Raw genomic sequence first — 19,038 nt, forward strand, 5'->3', positions numbered from 1 at the left:
ATAAGATTAAGGGGAACAAAAATCAATGAATGAATCAATCAATCACGAAGAACAAAAGGTTTCTGCGTATATCCATATCCCGTTTTGTGAGCATATCTGTTCATTACTGTAACTGGCTGACTAAAATTAGTTCTTTTATTTAAAAAATTCAAACAGTTATGACTTTAAAAACGCTTTTTATGATGAGGTAAACTAATAACATCGTTATTAGTTTACAGTTGTATCGTCATATAAGACAAATAAAATAATTGGGAGGATACATATTTTTAAATGAAAATTAGTATTACTTACATCTGATTTGGTTGTCTCTATTACTCCATCAATCTCGATAGGATCAAATGTATTTGCTAATGAAAATACAGAAATTTCGTTGAATCAATCAATAGACAGAACTATTACTGAATAAAAGCTTACTGAAGGATTCAGGCAATTATTTAATTTAAATATTGACGATTTAATCACTATTTTGAAACAATAAGGAATTGATCCATATACAATTTTTACTGCTAGCAAAATAGCATTACAAAGAAGAAAAGAGCTACTTAGGGCTAGGGTAAATAAAGTATTTAATTTCAATAACGAAACAAAAGATATTTATTTGAACTCTTATATTGCGACTACTGCAAAAACTGTTGGGCTTGCAGTGATTGTACATTATGTAGGTTTAGGATAGCTCAAGCTATTACTGGTTCTATCGGAACTACGATTCATACAAGTAAAAGAATGATTATTCGTGTAAATAAACACCCAGGATGAAAAGGGGTTCGAATATTGATTGTTGAGTAATCATAAGTGTACGCAGCCAATAAAGTAAAGAAATCTTGATTGGCTGGTGTTTTATATGAATTATTTATCTAAAATATGGCTATTTGTTCAATATTTAATATTACTAGTGATTTTTGAATTGATTAACATATTTATTATTTATCGTTTTCCTATTTATGTGAGAATTGTAATACTTGTTCTCAATGCTTGGGGATATGAAATAATCGTAAGCCATTAAAAAAACATCGTTATAATCATAAGCAATAAAGAGATTGTTACATAAAATCATGAAAAAAAGACAACAGAATTATCGCTGATTGGTTAAACAATTGTTGGCCAAAAAACAAAAGAAATGATGAAGTACATAGTTAATGGGATAAGCAGTAAATAATAAAAATTAGTTAATGTGGATAAAAATGGTTTGAACAAGGTCATATCTTAAACGTAGATATGACTGTGACTATTAAAATGTGTTAAAGATAATGTCTCACATCCAAATGAAACTTTTTATGGCATTAAATTGTCGTTGTGGTACTCTACATTTGCGACGACTAGAAAGCATTTTCTTTGTTTGGCATAGATTTTATAGTTGTTGTGTTTTTTGTCTAGCTTTTTACTTTCCATAGGATAAGTAAAAAGCATTAAATGAAAAGGAGATGGATACTATATGAAAATAGGTAAACTGATTACTGCTGCTCTTGGTGTGGCGAGCATAGCAAATGAAGCACGTAGTTTAGGACACCAAAATCAAGGAAGGGAATTAAAACGAAATCCGTATGTAGAAAACTTGGGTAGAATTAATTTTTTACCTGATGACATTCATCCACACGAAGTTCAACACTCGAAACACAACAATGGGATGAACGCTGACCAAACCTCAAGACTACTAGACGAAATGCAAAGAGATGATCCAAGACACCCCTATTCAGCTCAAATATCTAAAAAAAAATCTAAAAAAAATGGTGAAATTCATCCACACAAAGTTCGACACTCGAAACACAATAATGTGATGAACACTGACCAAACCTCAAGACTATTAGACGAAATGCAAGTCGATGATCCAAACCCCTATTCAGCTCAAAAATCTAAACAATCAAAAGAAATTGATGTAGAATTTTCAAAGCATCTCGAGGATCAAAAAGCTCATGACGGAGCAATTTATCAACTAGTGGAAAAAGAGTCAGAATTTATCAAACTCTTAAACGGATATATTACTGAAAAACCTGCAGAAATTAATCTATTAAAATCATACCGTGAGCAGTCTGAAGAATTATGCAAAGAATTACGTCTTGTGAGGAATGATTTAAAAACTTTTGTGAATAAGACAGAACAGAAGTTGGAATCGCTTGAAAAATATTTAAAAAATGATGGAATAGAGAATAGAACAGAAGTAGAAGAATATGAGTTTCGTTACATAATGGACTTAGACAATCTAAAAAACAAAAAAAGGGAGGCCAATAGTTTTTTAGCGAATTGTAGAAAGCTAACAAGATTCCTAAAAAATGAGATAAACTACCTGAGAACCCCTGCAGTGCATTCTCTTGAAACAGAAAGTCCTACTATTTTTTCACAAAAGTCTACAAAATCAAAAGGAACCCATTTGGATAGCACTTATAAAACAACGATAAGTATGCCTGAAATAACGAATAAACCTACAACAGCGCTACCTACTCTTTCTCCACAAGAAGAATCTATAGCAATAAGATTTGAAGATCTTTCAAGCAATTTCAACATGGCAACTAAAAATATAAAATATTTACGTGAACAAATTAATGAGTTCCATTTACAGTTACGCTCGAATAAGAAAATGTCTCCTAGTGATATTCAGCAGACAGAAAAAAATCTTAATATTTTTGAGAATATCATCCTTCCAACATTAAAGTGTGAAAAAACGAATATTCAATATGCAATAATTAATGAGAAAAATTGTATAGAGTTGCTTGTAAAAAAAGGAAAATTAAGCCCCTCGTTAGCAACAAAGTATACTGATGAATACAATAAACTCATTAATAACTTTGAACAATCTAATAACAGAAGAAATAAAAGAGGCCAGTCAATGAAACCTACTCTTTCAGAAAAACTAACAAATACTGCTATAAAAAATAACAAAGAATTTTCAAGAACTAAACGAGAGTCAACTTTTGAAAGGTAGTCTATAAAAAAGTGTGTAAACCCCCAGAGGTTGTATCAAGTGATGCAGAGTTTTTCAAATGGATAAACCTAAAGAAAAGAATGATTAAAAGAATTAGATTTAAAACGTACATACAACATAAAAGACAGAATGAAATAGCTAATAAGTTCAGCAATTGAGGAGATACTTGTTGAATTACCATGTGCCTGGTCTTTTTTGATTAGTCACTGTATAAACATTACTGTCTTTACCATTACACTCATATCTCTTTATTGGCAGAAGCAGGCGTTCCGATTAAAGCGATCATGGAGCGAGTGGATCATTCCAACATGAAAACAACTTTAGAAATTTATAACCAAGTAACCAATACAACCAAAGAAAAACTAGTCCAAGAAGTCGATTCTTGGATTTTTTAGTGGATTTGTTTGGAAAATACGGTTAGTATGCGTATATGAGAGGTTGTGAAAGCGATGGTATGCTTCAAGAATTAAGAGCGAAAAATCGAAAATAGCTTTCCATATTTTTGAATATTTTGAACTTAATTCCGTAGAAGCAATCGCTTGAACACCGTTTAAAGAAGGTCGAAAACAGGTACGACTTTTCGACGTAAGGAGAATTTAGTTTAATGAATGAAACAACCAATCCCGCAGAACAAAAGGTTTCTGCGTATATCCATATCCCGTTTTGTGAGCATATCTGTTCATTACTGTGACTATACCCACAAATAAACTAAAGCTAAAGTTTCTGTGTCAAACTTGCAAGCCTATTATCTTTTACATGGGTGGCGTTCAGGTATAATTAATAAGGAAACAGTCGCTATTAATTGATGAAAGGAGAAAAATTTGTTAGATTTTCATAAGTTATTGAGAAGGTATCAAGATTCATTTATATATGTTAATGAACGTAAGAAAGCAATGAATGTTTTGAAAGAAATAGTTGATGTTGAAGAAAAATCGATTGAGTTTTTACCAGAAAAACGCATCGAATTGTTAGTAACAAATGTCGTGAATTCAATCTATTTTGATCAATCAAAAGAAGTATCAATAAAGCTCTTTTATGTGATAAATAATGAAAAGAGTAGAAAATATTATCAACATCCATCTTTTATTACAGATGGAACAGATTCGTTGCTAGAAGATGACAAGTTATATGTCTTTTTTGATGAATCAGTTGGGATAATTGAAACAAATAGTTCACTTTTGGAGTCTGATGTTCGTATACTTTCTGGTATTACACATGAGAATGTTGAAAAAAAAGATATCTATTTCATGGATTATATTTCTGCTTTTGAACACAGAAATGAAATAAATAAATATTAATTATAAACCTACCATTGGATCATGAAGTATTATCGCTTGATTCAATGGTAGGTTTCTGTCTTTAGGTCCAAAGGAAAAAACAGTTACACGTTAGAAGAAAGAGATTCACTCTAAAAATTTTTAAAGTAGAACTTTATAAGAGAAAGAATTTGTCAAACTGTGACGAATTAAAAGTGAATGTATCTGTTTATACAAATCAAACAAAGAACATAAAATCTGAAGAAAAAAACGTTGAAGTGTAGGGGGTAGAGGAATCGGAGAAATTGACGAATAATGTAACTAAAATATCTAAATTAACAGATTCGAAAGACTACTCAAACTTAAAAAAGGTTATGGTAACCGAATATAAAACAGAATTACACGTAGAAGTGATTTTCTTGCATAAAAATTGGATACAATATACCAAAAGTCATTGTATATATTAGTATTAATTTCATTCAAAATTATTATTTAGTTTAAAAAGATAGAAGTAATAAAGCTATTATTTGAAAACACTTTTATAGCATAGGGAATTACTTAATAAGAAGCAGTGCACGGATAAAACAATCAATAGATGAAACAACCAATTCCACAGCACAAAAGGCTTCTGCGTATATCAATGCCCCGTTTTGTGAGTATATCTGTTGTTACTATTAACTAAACTACAGTTATTAGAATTATCATTACGCTTTTTTATAAATGTCGTATAATGGATATAAGTGTATTAGTGAAGGAAAGGCATCCTGAAGTAGTCCTTCATATAATGATCAAAGATTACCAAATAATATTTCTGAAGTGCATTATGCAGCAGATAATATCCGCTTAGTCCTACCGATACAGTATACTTCAAAAGAGTTGGAGGAGAGATTACATGACTGAGAAAGAACAAGTGCAACAAATCGTGAAAAAGTATAATAAAAGTATTGCTGATTTATCAGAAAATGCTACAGCAAAAGAATTTAAAACAGTGATGAAATATGTAGCAGATGAAGCCAATCGCAAGCAACGAAAATTAGTTGGGTTGGATAAATAATTTTGAACAGTGAAGTCATATCTGAAACGTGTATATGGCTTTTTACTCATTAATATTCATTTTAACCTTTGATGGAAAAATCAATCATCCCTTTATTAAATATTTCAGTTCTTATGAAGAATATCCTCTAGCAAACTTCAAATACTGGAGGATTCTTTTTCTAAGCGCTGATTTACTCATAAAAAAGTAGTTGGCTACTTCGTCAAAGTTTCTAAATTTTCTTAGTGCATAGGAAAGCGCTTGATCGTTCGCCATAAGAATACTGACGCCTATATTGGCTCTAAGTTCTTTTTCATAGTCTTCTGGTAAACAGGTGTCTTCTAAATTCATATCAAAAAATGCATGAGATTCTCCAAGATAGGGTATATCCCTATAGTAATGGATGATCTCATGCATTTTTTATAAAGTTTTGGCGTTCAAGCATTATATTTTGATTAATGGTGGTAATAAGCTCACCATATACTTTCGTAATTGATCCAAGCATTTCTTACTTAAGTTATTTTGAATAGTAATAAGTCACTTCATCTGAGCGTTCATTATAAATAAAGTAGAGAATTAAAAAAATTACTTAAAACAGGAAATGTCCAAACGTCGCTATATGTATTTGTAGATATCTTATTCTTTACTGTTACTACTTTTTTTAATAAAAAATGGGTATGGAAAATTTGCGGTAATTGATATTAAAGAGTAGGAAGAATACGAAAATTATAAAATAGCGAAACAAGTTTCACAAGAATTAATGAAAGCGGAGCAAAGTGGTAGTGTGCAATAAAGAGATGGTGGAAGAGGTTGGATTATAGTTGATAGTTTTTCAAATTAGAGTGACAGATAGATTACAATATAATTCTTTATAAGACTGAGGTAGAAAAACAATTGTTGATTTTGAGAATTTACTCAAATCGAGAAGATCTTGTCAAAAAATGTCTGCTCTTTGTGGAAGGTTAAATGTAGAATGATGAAACAATTGAACAAAAGAGAAAGGATATGCTATAATGAACATGAAAAAAGGAACTGCGCTAACAGTTCCCTTTTGACAGCACCGTTTAAGACGGTGGCTCAGTTTAATAATAGTTACAAAAAATAACCGTTCAAACTGCCTAAGTTTAAATTGCGGTTATTTTTTGTCGTTTTTGTGATTGCTGATTGTCAGAACTAACGTTGCAAAAGCTATTGCAAACATTAGCGCTTCAAAAACAGACAAGCTTATTCCTTTCTAGGGATCAAGCCACAAATCAACATAGGCATCACCCCATTTCTATTGGGATTAGCCACCGCATAAACTTTACTGTCTCAACTATTATAGCATATAGACCTAGTTATTTCCTTGGAAATTCAAGTATAACTAGGTCTATTTTTTTGCCTAAAAATAAGAAATCAGGAGGAACTATGAATTTAAAAAAGATCAAGAAAAAGGAGAAAAAAGAGAAACATCCGAAAGTGAAAAAATTGTCACAACAAAAAGCGAATAAAGTGGTTTTTACTGGCGTTTGTTTGCTAGTGATTGGCTTCAACTATTGAAGTAATTCGAGCAAATGTTGTGACAACTAATTTTGATCAACTATCCAAACAGGTGGGTCAATTAGCTAAGTACAAAAATAAATAAGAAATCTAAGAAGAAGGTTTTATCAAATTATCTTTATAGATATGTAAACGGAAATTCCTATAGAAAATCCAGAAGATCGTTCATTGGCAGAATCAGATGAGCTAACTCTCGAACAAGAGCTATCACTAGATGAGAAAGAGGCGAAAGAGGAGTTTGATGAACCACAGAATCCTGAAGAGATGGATAATCTAAATGTGACCGTGGATAACTTGGAAGAACTTGCATTAACCCAAGCAGGAAAAGCTTATTTTGATCAAGAACAAGATCAAGAATTACTAACGAAGTATGTGCTACCTATGAATGGAATGGAACAATTAGAACCAGATTTTAGAAGTTTGGAAGAATCAGAAAAACTTTTATTTAGTTCAATCGCAGAACAAGAAAATGAGAAAGAGAACACAAAAAATTCCTTAAATTGATATACGCTCTGGTTTAAGCTATACTGTATATACGGTATAACTTAAGGAGGCGTTTAAGATGGAAATCAAGGAAAGAAAAATTAGAAAAAGTGGAAATTCAATCGTTTTGACTTTGTCAAAAGAAGTATTGGAAAAAATTGGTGTAAAAGAAAATGATTTTGTTTATGTAGATGAAGAAAAGTTAATTGAAGCCATCAGTAAAAAAGAGCCAAAATCTTCACACGACTTAAAAATAGACCAATTGATTAATGATTCATTTCATGACTATGAACAGATGTACAAGGAGTTGGCAAACCATTGATCAACTACCTGACAGAAAAAGATATCATTAAAATGAATGTCCACTTAATCAGCTGGCAAACACCAGGTGAAATGACCGGTGTAAGAGATGCAAGTGCATTAGCTATGGCTGTAAACCAGCCGCGTCAGGAAATATTTGGTCAAGAGTTGTACGAAACGATTGAAGAAAAAGCAGCCATCTTAGGAATTAATCTTATTAAGAAACACCCCTTTCAAAATGCAAATAAACGTACCGCTTTTATGGCGATGGATGTCTTTTTACGGTTAAATCAGGTCAAAGTATCCTTTAAACAAAACGAAGCCATTGATTTTGTTGTTAAGATAGCTACGCATGATTCAGAAGATTTTGATCAATTAAAAAGAAGTGTTGTCGACACAATTAATGATCATATGATGAACTAAAAATTTATAATTAAGTGTTTTATAAAAAAGAAAGAAGATTGATGAGGAAATCAGTCTTCTTTTTTTGCGTAACAGAGGTGAAAAATGCAAAAAATTGTGTATTTAATTATAGCTACTTCTTTTCTCATGTTATTTCCATTTCAATTATTCTAATAAACATGTGACTACGCATACTTTTCGCTACACACATATTTCTCTCTTGGCAGAAGCAGGCGTTCCAATCAAAGCAATCATGGAGCGAGTGGGTCATTCCAACATGAAAACAACTTTAGAAATTTATAACCAAGTAACCAATACAACCAAAGAAAAACTAGTCCAAGAAGTCGATTCTTGGATTTTTTAGTGGATTTGTTTGGAAAATACAGTTAGTATGCTTTTATAAGAGTGGTCGAAAACAGGTACGACTTTTCGACGTAAGGAGAATTTAGTTTAATGAATGAAACAACCAATCCCGCAGAACAAAAGGTTTCTGCGTATATCCATATCCCGTTTTGTGAGCATATCTGTTATTACTGTGACTGAAAAGTTTTGAGTAATATATTTTTATTAATTGGTAAAGTTAACTTAATTTCATTTTCATATCTATATAAAAAAACATAGTACATCGAAAGTGTGCATTGATGTACTATATCCATTCTTTTGATTTAAATAAATTAAATCTATCTGGTAGTAAAAATTTAAATTTAAGTCATAATAATTATATTAAAATTTTTAAAAGTTAAGAGAGCACACTAATAAAATAATTGCGAAGTTTTTCATCTTCAATAAAAATACGGATACCATCTATACCTCTAGTCATCAAAGTGTAATAAATATTTTTTATAAACTCTGTAAACTGTTCTTCTGTATATTCTTCTTGTATAGGTTTTCCATTTCTATCATAGTAGTTATCTTTTAAACCGATAATTTTATCATTAGAAATAGTTAGATCCTTTCCAATTATTAAACCTACACAATTGATATCAATTCCTTGAACAGCATGTATAGAACCAATTTCCTCACAACTGTTCTTTTTGTTTATCCAGTTTTCATGTGTGCTATTCCAGTGCCACTTTTTATCGCTTTCAAACCAATCATAAGCATCTTTGTCTTTTTTGCTTAGCCACTCTCTTGCATATCCAGCAATCACACGGTTTTGACTATCTTGAAGTAAATTATCCATTCGCTCAATATAATCAAATAATTCTGATATTGAATTTACAAAACCAAAATAACTGTCTTTATCATTATTTCTAAAAAGTGAGTGATCAAAAGAATTATCATTAGAAATTTGAAGAGCATATTTTATTCCTTTTAAATAATCATCAGACGTATATGTCTTTCCTTCATCGTGAATATTAATTCTAAACTGTGTTTTTAGTACAATTTTCTTAAACTTGTTATTAAGAATATAGTTATCGTAGGTATATACCGGAATATCAGAGGGTCTAATTGTCTGATATCGATCATAAAATAAGACTAGGGAGGGTGTACATTCCCTCAAAAGTTCTAAACTATTTTTGTCTTTTTTATTGTTAAAGTATTTAAGTTCAGATGGGTGGAGCTTTCCATAGAATCTAGGCAAACGATGTGCCTCGTCGACAATAATATAGTCGAAGTATTGTTCACTTGTTAATAGAGATCCCCAAGTACCTACTTGTACATTCTTATTAATACCATAGTCCTTGAAAATTTTTTTAGCATTTTCTCTCCAATTTGCTTTTATAACAACTCCAATTTTTTTGGTACCATTAAATTTATCAAAAATTTGCGCAACTAAGTTAGTCATTAACACTGTTTTGCCAGTTCCAGAACCGCCTTCAATTATATAATTGTTACGATTGCTTGTGATTTGTTCAATTATTGCTTGTTGTTGATCTGTGAGATCCATAAAAGGAGAGTATTTTGCTAGTATTTTTTGTTTTAAAGTACTTATTTTTGTATTGTTCGTTACTCCTAATCTTGTTAATTCTTCTTCCCATAGAGGACAAACTACTAATGATTCTAGTTCTTTAACATCTTGATAGTAATTAGAATTATTACCCATTGTACGATTATCAATGACAACTTGTTTTTTTCTTTTTTCGTTATCAGTTACAAATAAAGTAATCAAACGTTTTTCAAGATAATCAAGATTTTTATCAATCAATTTTCCATAAATAACAATTAGTCTATCATAATTTTTCATGACAAAGTTTTTATTAGAATTACTATTATGCTGTTGGTGACGTCTTAACAAATTTTTAGTTTGTCCTATATAATATTTCTTTTCTCCAACATAAACATATACAACGTCTCTATTAGACAACAAATGTATTTCTGTCCCGGATAACTCTTTTGTGTTTAACTTTCCATCTAATTCTATATCCATGGTAATAACGTTATACTTTCTAAGCAAAGTCAATTCAACTTCCTTTCTTATACTAAGTATACCGTATGGTTATTTAAAATAGAACTTTTCTTATAATTTAATTTTAAAAATTACTATAGAAGATTGTGTTACTTTTTAGTACACTATCCTAAGTTTTTTTTATTAATTAATATGCATTAATGATGTTAAACTTAAACTTTCTGATAAAATAGTATATATTAATCAAACTGATGTATAATAACAGTGACTTATTAATAACAGTTGACTTAGACAACAAGTAAGTTCAATAAGTAATTAAATGTACTATAATCAGATTGGAGACACAATGCATTCCTTTAATATTGAGCAAAAATATTCTAGAAAAGAAATACGTAAGCTCCTAGGATATTCTGAACCTGAAAAAATTGGTGGAATTTGGAGCACGGGGTATGTTCGTCATGAAGATGAATTTTTTATTTTTACTAATATATTGTCTGCGGGGAGAACTGGACATAATTATGGAAATAGAATAAAAGGGGATATTTTATATTGGTACGCGAAAGAAAATACTACTTTTAATACTCCAACCATTCAAAAGATGGTAAGTGGTGAATATCCGGTTCATATTTTTATTAGAGAAAATAGTAACGACCCTAAATTTGAATATAAAGGATTAGGAATTATGGTGGATTATGAAGACAGAAAAACAGCTGTCATATCATGGAAGATGGTTGTGCCAACCGACTCAGTAATTATCAAAGAACAAACTTTAAAAAGAAAAAAATTTTTAGAAGGAAGAAAAATTAGCAGATATGTAAATATTTACGAAAGAGATCCAAAAGCAAGAAAAGCATGTTTAGCTCATTATGGATATAGATGTGTAGTCTGTAAATTCAATTTTGAAGAAACATATGGGAAAATTGGTAAAGAATTTATTCATGTTCATCATGAAAAAGAATTAAGCATGATCGATGAATCCTATGAAATTGATCCTATTGAGGACATGAAGCCTGTTTGTCCAAACTGTCATGCAATGATTCATAGAAAGAGACCTGCTTATACGATTGATGAGCTTAGAGTTCAGTTAAATTCAAAAATATAATTAATAATCTAACTAGAAAAGTTATATTCATTAAGTCTATTAATTATTATATACAAGATACGATTGGAGACTAGTATGGGAGAATACTATACAGATAAAGAATTTAGTACATTGGTAAGTTCATTAGCAAGTGCAGCTGAAGATTTTAATTTAGTTGTTTTTATAGGGGCTGGAATTTCACTTTCTCAAGGTTATCCTAATTGGGATGGTTACATTGAAAAATTAATACATTTTTGGCAGTTCAATATACGAAATTATGATGAAGTTAAAGTAAGTAATCAATTGTTGAATAGTTTTGATGAAATATTAAAATCTAATAATACAAATAAAAGAAAAATTGACTTATTGCATACCCTTCTATATGACCTTCTAGGACCAAAATTCTCTGATGTGAAATTAGAATTTGAAGACTACTTTTTTAATAAGGTGGTACCAGATTTTAATGAAAATAAAATTTTAACTGATTTAATAATGTTAAACCCTATTTTTGTTACTTCAAATTATGATTTTGAGATTGAGAGACATTTAAAGCGTTCTAAACAAAAGGGAGCATTTAATCCAATTAATAATATTCAAGAATTTAGAGATTTAGATAATGTTCTACGTTCAAATGATGTTTTACACTTGCATGGAACTACTGCTGGAAAGTGGGATTTTTTTGTAAATTCATCAAACGATTACTCTCGTCAATATTTAAAACAGACAGAAGGTTTTAATAATTTAAGGTTGTGGTTTGAAAAGAAAAATCCGGTGGTTTTATTTTTAGGAAGTAGTATGGAAGAAGAAGAAATTTTGTCTCTACTTCCGGCAACTACGAAGAATTTTGCATTGATGAAAGCAAATTCGAATGAAACAAATGAATTTCGAAAAATATATAATCAAACATATCAAAAAAATAATAATACAACAATTTTTTGGTATGGAGATAATTATAAAGATTTACCTGACAGAATAAATGAAATTGTAACTGCAGTTCAAGAGAAATTGAAGATTCCAGAAAGAGTAGATGATTGGAGTTCCCTTCATAGCACATTGACAGACGATCAACTCTATCAAGAAATTCTTGAAAAATATGTAGAAGATGAACATTATTTATATGATCTTTTCAAAATCGAGGATGCAGAATTAAGTATAAAATTATTGAAGAATACTTTTAATAGTAAAATTTTAGTAGAAAGAGTTATCAATATTAGCAGCTTCTGGAATATGCTTAATGCAAATTTTGAAAAATTAGAAAAAGAACAAATTGATACAATAATAGAGGTTTTTAAAAAGTATAGATTGAATATTAGATGGGATTTAATTTTTAATACTTATGAAAAATTAATAGAAAATGATCAGGGGTCGTTAGAAGAAATATGGATGAACTTAGCAAAAATCCCAGAACTTATTTCTACATCTTTTTCGAGCGATCCAGATTTGTTAGGGTATTGGTTACTTGAACGTTTTAGACAAGAAAATCCATATGATAGAAACATCTTCTATGAAGAAAATACAATATTTACAATAAGGTTAACTAAAGAGATGATACCTATAATTGCTGAATCAACAAAGGATGAAGCAACTTATCTTTATTCACCTATCAAAGATATTATTTCTGATACATTAATTAAAATCATATATAGATCTTTGACCAATGAAAAAATATTTTTAGAGGATAACAACATTTTAAAGGATTTCCCTAATGCTTTGTTAGAAATACGATTATTTCAAAGAATATTAGTAAATATTAGTAATGAAAAAAATCTTAACAAAAGACTTTTGCTTAAATTAATCGACAAAATTGATTTTAAAAATTCTATTTTCGGTAATGAACTAAATAAATTTATCGAAAACAATGGAGATATAATTGATAAATTAGGAATAGAGATTTTAGATGATTATAAAGATGGATTTGGAGAAAGTAAATTTGGAATAGTAAGTGAAAAGTCTTTTATTGATGATGCTCAGGTTTTAAATGAAGATATAAACACTGTTGCAGAATTACTATTAAACAGTGGAAATGAATCTTTTTCTGCATCAGAAGACTTTTTCACTGAAAAAACTATTGCAGCTACGTCTGATTATTTAATTAGTACTTTAGTTCAAGATAATGAAATATCAAGAAAAATTAAAGAAGTGATTATTACTAAAGGGGATCTCTTATATCCAAAATATGAAAAGCTTTTCATAGAGTTGATCATCAATGATATCAATGATTCTGATTTGAAAATTAAGTCTCAAGATGTATTGTTGAAAAATTTTCAAAGAGATAGTTTTACTTGGGAAGAGAAGAGACTATTTGATAACTTAATTGATAATGAAAAGTTTGATAACTCGGCTTTCAATATTTTATTAAAAGTAAAAGTAAATGAACTTAATTATGACTATATGTATTCAAACCAAGAAAGACCAGAATTGATTGAAGTAAATGATTTTATTAATACAGAATTGGGAAGATATCTAAATATCCTTATAAAGTGGAATAAAAATGATAACTCTAGACGTAGTGAAATTAAAAAAATTGTAGATAATGTAGAATCGAATCAGTTTAAGGAATTTGCTCAAGGAGCTTTAACGACATTAAATAGCCCTATAGATGCTGGAAATATTACTATAAATACATTTCAAGGATATTCTTTCTCCGCTCAAGGGTTTAAAAAGGAAGATCTAGACAAATTTACTTTTGTTGGAAAAGAGTTACTAAAAAAAGGGTATGTTAATGATTTTAATAAAACTAATCTCTTTTTGCTTTGTTTAAGTGCTATAGATCCTAGCGATAAAACAATAGATATTAACTGGAGTGAAATTAATTTTTCGCAAATTCTTGATATTATTATTCAAAAAAATATTGAATTTGAATATGAATTACAATGGATTAAAGAAATTATTTTAAATGATGAGGACGGAAAGTACGGTGGAAGTATTCTGGATTCGTTAACAAATGACGAAGCTTTATTAGTGAAGTCAGAAAAAGTGGTTGAAATATTCAAAGAACACATTAATAGTTATAGTGCAAAAGTGGATATTGAAATATTGCCATATAGAATTGAAAAGCAACAGGATGTAGAGAAAAAAGATTTAGCAATAGAGTTTTTCTTTTTGTTGTTAAATAACAGTAAGATTTCAAAAAATTATTTTGGTAAAGATACATTAATGAAATTAATGAAGTTATTGGATTCAGATTCACGAAAAAAACTGGCAAAGAGTCATAATCTTAATACGATAATAACACCGCTAGAAATTGAAGAGTTAAAAAGAGAAGTTGATTAGAATTAAGTTTTTGTTTTATAGTTCCTTTTTAGATTATCCTAAATAAACTAACTGCTTTTTGATATATTTAAGAACCGCTTATTGAAGCTATTTATTATTATTCAAAAATCACAAAGTTATTTTTTATTTGTTGTAGTAATAATTTTTAAATAACCTATACGCTTCTTCTGAAGTATATCCTCCAGTAAATTCCAAATACTGGAGGATTCTTTTTCTAAGCGCTGACTTACTCATAAAAAAGTAGTTGGCTACTTCGTCAAAGTTTCTAAACTTTCTTAGTGCATAGGGGAGTGCTTGATCGTTCGCCATAAGTATGCTGGCGCCTATATTGGCTCTAAGTTCTTTTTCATAGTCTTCTGGTAAATAGGTATCTTCTAAAATCATATCAGAAAATGCATGAGATTCTCCAAGATAGGGTATATCCCTATAGTAATGGATGATCTCATGCATTTTTGTAAAATTTTGGCGTTCAAGCATTATATTTTGATTGGTGGTGATAATGATCTCACCATATACTTTCGTAATTGATCCAAGCATTTTCTTACTTAAGTTATTTTTGAACTTGTAGTCCATGAATTCAATATCTTCAACTTCAGTCATATAGCTCTCAATATCGAAACATTTCACCTGTTCAATTTTTTTTGAACAGTAATAAGCAACTTCTTGTGAGAGCTCGTTTGCAATATCTGCAGCTTCAAAATAAAGTTCTTCGGAAATTGGATTCAATGCAATAGTTCTCCTGGTTTATTTTTTTCTTTCTTTTCTTGCCTTTGCTCGTTGAACTAAAAAGTCCATGTATTCATTTAATTCTTCTTCAAGTTCTTCAATGTCTTCTACTTCCATATCTGCTGTATTCAATCTGAAATGAGAAAGAATACTATCACCAAGTTGATCCTCTTCACTGCGTTTGGGCGGGGTCGGATCAGAGGTTCTATTTAATAAAAAATCTGTAGAAACATCAAAGAAGTCAGCTATTAAAGCTAATTCATTTTCACGAATAGGTCTAGAACCTAATTCGATTTTTTTATATACACTTATGTTTAAATCGATAGAATCAGCCACTTCTTTTTGAGTGAAATTTCTATCTTCTCTTAATTGCTTAATTTTTTCATATACTTCCATTTCAGAACTCCTAGCTCTATTTTAATATAGTTTATCACATGAATTTAGGTATAATTGAAAAAAGTTCCGTTTTGCTATTGACGGTTCTTATATAAGATGGTATAGTTCTGATATAGAACTTAAAGTTCTTTTTAAAAATAAAAAATAAACAAAAAAGCGTTCACGAGAAAGAAAATGAATTCCATTCCGCAAACACTCAAAATAAAACCTAGACAATTTTATTTTAAGTGATTTGCAAGAATAATACAAGGATGAAATTTTTATTCGAGGTTATAAGTCTTGTTGAGGTGGGGTGTACCAGCCGATGAATGGCACATAAGGTGGCAATGGAATCTTTAAATAGAGCCATACTAATGGTTTTTCGAGAGTAGAAGGTTTCTGGCTTTTATCAAGGACTAGGTTTTCCGTTTTGACTACAATCTTTGTGGTAGGGCATTGAAAACATTGGAGTGATTTCCGCTTGATAATTGAAGGGTGACTATTTTTGAATGATCTGATCATTTCCTATAACAATGTCGTGAGATAGGTTGGAAGTGATTACTGAAACGTATCAAATGAAAAGATATGTGGAAGTTTAGTAAAAGGAGGAGTGTTGTACACCGTATATCGTAGGTCTATCTAACGTGCCGTCATACGAGTTGATCGTTAGCCGTTGAAGATGATTCTATGAAATGAATGGATGTGGGCTATTTCATAGCGCAAGCGAACTTTTAACCTATCATCAGCATGTAAATGCGCATTCTACTACGATGAATAAAAGAATCAATATAATCATAAGAAGAGAAAATCTACTGCTATTACTTACATAAGATGCAGTAGATTTTCATTTGGATAAATGTGCACAGCTAGAAATATTCTGGTTGTGCTTTTTTATGATGTTTAATGAAGAGGTAAAATTATGTCAAAGAGAATCGAAACATTTAAAGAGTTTGAGGAACACTGGGGTCGATTGGAACAGGAATTTCTTAATTGGATTGATCAAGTGATTTATAAAGCAGGAATAGATAAAAAGGAATGTGCGGATGAGATCCACCAAGTCAAATTATGGGTGGGGCGCTTAATGGAAAATAGAGTAAGGAAACTTATTGATAAATTCTTTGATGAAGGAATAAGTGATGAAACAATACAAAAAGCATTTGACCAATCAGAAGAATCATTTAAAAGACCAGTTAATGAATTTATTGCAAGATGGTTAAGAAATAGATAGCTATGAATGGATAGCTTTTACTAGAAAAAAAGGGATAAATTCATAATGAAAAATGAGGTGATTTATTTAAACGCTGGTGTTGAAAGACGTATTTAAACAAGGAGCAATCAGAAAAGAGGTGTTTCATGAATACTACAAAAAAGAAAACTGAGTTTTTTTATGAAACTTTTAGAGAATTTAAAGATAAAACTTTAGGAGATTTGGCGTTTATTGAGAGTTTAATAAAAGAAAATATTAGAAAAGACACAGTGGTAAGTAACTCTGCATTATTGGATGACACACATAATGAATTAATGAAACAAATTGATAAAAGTTTTAAAAAATTATCTAAACAATGTTCTACTGAACGAGTTGAAAGTTTAAGAGCGATTCATCAAAAAGTTAAGCATGAATTTATGCTAGTTATTGATCCATTAAAGGAAACACTAATAGAAAAACTAAAAAAATATGAATTAGATTCTGCAGAAAGTGGAAAATAATAATATGTTTATTTTTAAGGAATAAAATTATGGAAAAGAGGGATAAATTCAGATGGTAGTGTTACTGTCAAAATTTGAACAGGGAAAAATTACTTTAACTTTAGATGTAAAAAAGGTAATGATAAAAGTGCTAAAAAAGATGAATGCTGAACAAATTAATATTGAGGGTTGGACATTAGATGAACATCCACTTGATACAATTTATTGTTTTTATCATCCAGAAAGCAAACAAGCTTTTGATATTTTAGTTTCTGATAAAGGGAATCTAGTTCCGTATTATTCAGGAAAAGCCACAGAAGAAGGAATAAATTCGTTTCCAGCACCAACGATTCAAGAAGCGATTCAAAAATATATGATTGAATAACATAAAATAATATTTATTATTTTTAAGCGCTATCATATAATATAATCAACAGGGGGACACCTATAAAAAATGTCAATTATTCTGTCAATTAAATAATTCTATGTAACGTTCTTCTGTAATAAAAATATAGAAGGTGACTACTATAAAATTTAATTATGCTTTGTACAAAAATGATCAAACAGAAGAGCGGATGTATGTAGATCAAATTTTACACCATCAAGATTTTTTAGAAATTAAGGAGAATCTGTACTGCCCTGGTTCGGGATGTGATGCAAGACTGAGTCTTACAAGGTTAAGTAATGGAACTAACTATTTGAGAAAACATAAGTCGTATCAACATAATGAAAGTTGTGATTATTTAGAATCAGAGGAAGTAGTTGAGAAAAGTACTATAGAATATATTTCGGAAAATGGGCGTATGACTGATGACGGAATAAGTAGAAGAAAGCGAAGTGCTATGGATACCTTGAAAAAGTATCTCAATCCATCAGAACCTGCTAGAGAAGAAAGTAAACCTAAAAACAAACCTATAAAGAAAAAAGAAACAAATGAAAAATCTGATGTTAAAATTACTACAAGAGTTATATATGATCCCGATGCAGAAATTATTCAAAAGAGTGATAAGAATGGTAATACAAAAATTATGGAAACTCGTTTTTATGAAAGATTGCCATTTCAAATATCTATAAATGATTCGAATAAAAACTTAAAAACTTCTTCTGTTATTGAAGATTTTATTTTTAATGAGAGTAGCAAATATGTAGAAATAAAGACTAGTTTGGAGAATGTAAAGGTTAAATTTATTTTACCAGAGGCTTTCTTTAACAATTCAAGAAGTCGACTTGTTCCTGATGAATTGATGGGATACTTAAAAATTATTAGTGATTATATTGCCAAGTCGGGTAAAGAAATTTTTTTAACAACGATGTGCCAATCTCAAAGAATTAATTTAGAAGATATAAAACTTTGGATATTTGAGCCAGAATTTATGTCTTTTCAAACAAGAAATGGCGATGAATTTACATCTTTAACTAATTTTGTAATAGCAATACAAACAAAATTAATATGATAAAAAAGTGCAACCAGAAAATTTCTGGTTGTTTTTGTATGACTCTTTGTCAAAAGATGTTAATAATGAGAAAACTTAGATTTTGAAATAGATAAATTTTTTTAAATAACCTGAAGAAATTTGTTTAAGTGCTAGAATAGTTAGTTGTATTTAAAACAATAAA

The 19,038-nt window shown here is 29.7% G+C and carries 16 protein-coding genes and 2 pseudogenes; 15 read left to right on the plus strand and 3 right to left on the minus strand.

What is annotated here, in order from left to right:
• The first annotated feature begins 1,432 nt into the window (after positions 1–1,432).
• The 9 genes and pseudogenes from AB5M32_RS10025 to AB5M32_RS10065 form a co-directional block, all read left to right on the plus strand.
• Complete coding sequence (locus AB5M32_RS10025; protein WP_256736374.1) at positions 1,433–2,917, plus strand: hypothetical protein; 1,485 nt, start codon at positions 1,433–1,435, stop codon at positions 2,915–2,917.
• 821 nt (positions 2,918–3,738) lie between these two features.
• The gene (locus AB5M32_RS10030; protein ID WP_231105498.1) at positions 3,739–4,215 is read left to right on the plus strand and encodes a hypothetical protein; all 477 of its coding nucleotides are present in this window, start codon (positions 3,739–3,741) and stop codon (positions 4,213–4,215) included.
• Between the two features lie 706 nt (positions 4,216–4,921).
• Positions 4,922–5,073 (plus strand): annotated as a pseudogene (locus tag AB5M32_RS10035) (zeta toxin family protein); the annotation flags it as partial.
• Positions 5,066–5,227, plus strand: coding sequence for a hypothetical protein (locus AB5M32_RS10040; protein WP_143354163.1), 162 nt, complete (start codon positions 5,066–5,068; stop codon positions 5,225–5,227). The pseudogene AB5M32_RS10035 and the gene AB5M32_RS10040, both read left to right, overlap by 8 nt.
• A gap of 1,386 nt (positions 5,228–6,613) precedes the next feature.
• Positions 6,614–6,745, plus strand: coding sequence for a hypothetical protein (locus AB5M32_RS10045; RefSeq protein ID WP_010718929.1), 132 nt, complete (start codon positions 6,614–6,616; stop codon positions 6,743–6,745).
• A gap of 168 nt (positions 6,746–6,913) precedes the next feature.
• Positions 6,914–7,249: a hypothetical protein gene (locus tag AB5M32_RS10050; protein WP_178286104.1), complete on the plus strand. Its 336-nt coding sequence runs from the start codon at positions 6,914–6,916 to the stop codon at positions 7,247–7,249.
• A 58-nt stretch (positions 7,250–7,307) separates the two neighbouring features.
• A complete protein-coding gene (locus AB5M32_RS10055; RefSeq protein ID WP_010718931.1) occupies positions 7,308–7,550 on the plus strand; it encodes a hypothetical protein in 243 nt (80 codons plus the stop codon).
• Positions 7,550–7,951: a type II toxin-antitoxin system death-on-curing family toxin gene (locus AB5M32_RS10060; protein WP_053766865.1), complete on the plus strand. Its 402-nt coding sequence runs from the start codon at positions 7,550–7,552 to the stop codon at positions 7,949–7,951. The genes AB5M32_RS10055 and AB5M32_RS10060 overlap by 1 nt, the downstream gene beginning before the upstream one ends.
• Positions 7,952–8,105: 154 nt before the next feature.
• Positions 8,106–8,294: pseudogene (locus AB5M32_RS10065) on the plus strand (tyrosine-type recombinase/integrase); the annotation flags it as partial.
• A 375-nt stretch (positions 8,295–8,669) separates the two neighbouring features.
• Here AB5M32_RS10065 and AB5M32_RS10070 read toward each other — a convergent pair.
• Positions 8,670–10,334, minus strand: a complete 1,665-nt coding sequence (locus AB5M32_RS10070) for a DNA/RNA helicase domain-containing protein (RefSeq protein ID WP_368024432.1) — start codon at positions 10,332–10,334, stop codon at positions 8,670–8,672.
• Positions 10,335–10,599: 265 nt separating this feature from the next.
• On the opposite strand from AB5M32_RS10070, the gene AB5M32_RS10075 reads away from it, so the two are divergent.
• Both AB5M32_RS10075 and AB5M32_RS10080 read left to right on the plus strand, forming a co-directional pair.
• Positions 10,600–11,382 (plus strand): DUF3427 domain-containing protein, encoded by a 783-nt coding sequence (locus tag AB5M32_RS10075; RefSeq protein ID WP_368024433.1) that lies wholly within the window; start codon positions 10,600–10,602, stop codon positions 11,380–11,382.
• A 75-nt stretch (positions 11,383–11,457) separates the two neighbouring features.
• Positions 11,458–14,634, plus strand: a complete 3,177-nt coding sequence (locus tag AB5M32_RS10080; protein ID WP_368024434.1) for an SIR2 family protein — start codon at positions 11,458–11,460, stop codon at positions 14,632–14,634.
• Between the two features lie 123 nt (positions 14,635–14,757).
• On the opposite strand, the gene AB5M32_RS10085 is transcribed toward AB5M32_RS10080, so the two are convergent.
• Together AB5M32_RS10085 and AB5M32_RS10090 are read right to left on the minus strand one after the other, a co-directional pair.
• Positions 14,758–15,360, minus strand: coding sequence for an ImmA/IrrE family metallo-endopeptidase (locus tag AB5M32_RS10085; protein WP_368024435.1), 603 nt, complete (start codon positions 15,358–15,360; stop codon positions 14,758–14,760).
• Positions 15,361–15,378: 18 nt separating this feature from the next.
• The gene (locus tag AB5M32_RS10090) at positions 15,379–15,756 is read right to left on the minus strand and encodes a helix-turn-helix domain-containing protein (RefSeq protein WP_368024436.1); all 378 of its coding nucleotides are present in this window, start codon (positions 15,754–15,756) and stop codon (positions 15,379–15,381) included.
• A gap of 898 nt (positions 15,757–16,654) precedes the next feature.
• Here AB5M32_RS10090 and AB5M32_RS10095 point away from each other — a divergent pair.
• The 4 genes from AB5M32_RS10095 to AB5M32_RS10110 all read left to right on the plus strand — a co-directional run bounded on the left by AB5M32_RS10095 (position 16,655) and on the right by AB5M32_RS10110 (position 18,875).
• A complete protein-coding gene (locus AB5M32_RS10095) occupies positions 16,655–16,963 on the plus strand; it encodes a hypothetical protein (protein ID WP_368024437.1) in 309 nt (102 codons plus the stop codon).
• 125 nt (positions 16,964–17,088) lie between these two features.
• Complete coding sequence (locus AB5M32_RS10100) at positions 17,089–17,442, plus strand: hypothetical protein (protein WP_368024438.1); 354 nt, start codon at positions 17,089–17,091, stop codon at positions 17,440–17,442.
• Between the two features lie 52 nt (positions 17,443–17,494).
• Positions 17,495–17,806, plus strand: coding sequence for a hypothetical protein (locus AB5M32_RS10105; RefSeq protein WP_368024439.1), 312 nt, complete (start codon positions 17,495–17,497; stop codon positions 17,804–17,806).
• A 190-nt stretch (positions 17,807–17,996) separates the two neighbouring features.
• Positions 17,997–18,875, plus strand: coding sequence for a hypothetical protein (locus tag AB5M32_RS10110; protein WP_368024440.1), 879 nt, complete (start codon positions 17,997–17,999; stop codon positions 18,873–18,875).
• The last annotated feature ends 163 nt before the right edge of the window (positions 18,876–19,038 follow it).

This window comes from Enterococcus sp. C57 (assembly GCF_040887305.1).
Lineage (GTDB): Bacteria > Bacillota > Bacilli > Lactobacillales > Enterococcaceae > Enterococcus_B > Enterococcus_B hirae.